At 59.7% G+C, this 2,036-nt stretch carries 1 protein-coding gene; it reads left to right on the forward strand.

The genetic code is table 11. The features are described from left to right. A partial coding sequence (gene dnaE, locus lacNas_RS10850) for a DNA polymerase III subunit alpha (RefSeq protein WP_201346856.1) occupies positions 1-2,036 on the forward strand: 2,036 nt, incomplete at both ends.

Consider the following 2,036-nt stretch of genomic DNA (forward strand, 5'->3'; position numbering starts at 1 on the left):
TTACTGCCGCGGCCGCGGCGCCCTGGTCGGGCCAGGACGTGGGTCGGCGGCCGGGTCCTTGGTGGCATATGCTCTGGGAATCACGCAGATCGACCCGCTGAAGTATGACCTGTTGTTTGAACGCTTCTTGAACCCGGCCCGGGCCAACATGCCAGACATCGACCTGGACTTCACCAGCAGCGGCCGGGATTTGGCCTTTGCCTATGTCAGAGAAAAATATGGCCGCCAACAGGAGTTCGGCCAGGGTTCAGACCTGGTGGCCCGGATTCTGGCCTTGACGAGCATGAAGGCCAAGAGCGTTTTGGACCGGGTCGGCCAGGTCTTCAAGCTGACTTTGCCCACGATCAGCCGGCTGAAAAAAGCCATGGGAAACGCCAAGAGCCTAAAGGAGGCCTACCAGCAGCCGGAATTCCGCTCGCTGATCGATGCCAGCTCCTTGACCCAGCTGCTTTACCAGACCGCCCGGCGCCTGGAGGGGCTGCCGGAAGATACCGGCACCCACGCGCCTGGCCTGGTGATCAGCCAGCAGCCTCTGTCAGCGAAAATCGGCCTGCTCAGCGGCAAGGAAGCGCCCTTGTGGACGGTCGAGCAGACCAAGAAATACGTGGAAAGCTACGGGCTGCTGAAGATCGACTTTTTGACCCTGGACAACCTGGAGCTGCTGGAACACGTTCTGGGTGAGATCAAGAAAAACGGCAGCGAGCTGCAGCTTGGCCGGCTGCCGCTGGATGATCCGGAAACTTTGCAGCTGTTTGCCCGCGGGGAAACGCAGCAGATTTTTCAGTTCAACTCCAGCGGGATGCAGAAAGTCCTCCAGCAGCTGCAGCCGCGGAATTTTGATGACCTGGCGGTGGCCGTGGCCCTTTACCGGCCGGGCCCAATCGCCAGCATCCCGCTTTACGTGGCCCGGAAAAACGGCATCGCCCCGGTGAGTTATCCGGATCCCAGTCTGCAGGGAGTACTGGGGCCGACTTATGGCATCTTCGTCTATCAAGAACAGGTCATGCAGACGGCGCAGATTTTTGCCGGCTTCAGCCTGGCCGAAGCCGATGTTTTCAGAAACGCGATTTCCAAGAAGGAAGCAGCCGTCTTGGCCAGGGAAAAAGGAAAATTCATTGCCGGCGCGGTCAAGCAGGGACACTCAAAGCAAACGGCCGAAGCAGTCTATGCCCTGATTGAGCCTTTTGCCAACTACGGCTTCAACCACTCCCACGCGGTGGCCTACGCGCTGCTTGCCTACTGGCAGGCCTTTTTGGCGGTGCACTTTCCGCGGGAGTTCTACCTGGAAAAAATCCGCTCCAGCCGCGCCAAAGAAAAAGGGGCCGTCATCCAGCAGGCCCGCCGGGCCGGAGTTGAGGTCTTCGGGCCAGACATCAATCTGAGCCAGGGCGAGGCCAGACTTTTTGAAGGCAGAATCTATCTGGGCTTAAAGGACATCTACGGCGTCAGCCAGACCTTTTTGGACCGCCTGCTGGCCTTGAAGCGGCCGATTACCAGCTTCTCGGCCTTTCTGCGCCAGCTGGATCCCGAGGACCTGAAGGAAAGGCAGATCGTGCCCTTGATTGAGGCTGGGGCCTTTGACCAGATCAGTTCCAACAGAAACAGCCTGCTGGTCAACTGCGACAACTTGATCAAAAACGCGCGCCTGACCCAAAAGAGCCTGCTGCTGCAGGACCTGTTGGCCGTCAAGGAAACTGCGGCCCCGCAGCCGACGGCCGCGGAAAAGATTGCCATGGAGGAAAAGGCCCTGGGATTCGCGGTGACGACCTCGCCTTTGGAACTGGCCAGCAAGATTCTGGCCAAGCGCTACGGGGCCAAAAGCTTTGCGGCTTTCGGGCTCGGCGAGAGCGGGACCGTGATCGCCCAGTTCTCCAGAAAAAACGACTGGCGCGTCAAGCGCGGCCGGCATGCCGGCGAATTGGGCAGCAATGCCGTCTTTACCGACGGCAGCAGCAGCGAGAAAGTGACCGTGTTTACTGACCAGTACCGCCGCTTTGCCCAGCTGCTGGCGCCTGACGGCTTGTATCTGCTGCAAG

Source organism: Lactobacillus nasalidis, from assembly GCF_016587775.1.
GTDB classification, from domain to species: domain Bacteria; phylum Bacillota; class Bacilli; order Lactobacillales; family Lactobacillaceae; genus Lactobacillus; species Lactobacillus nasalidis.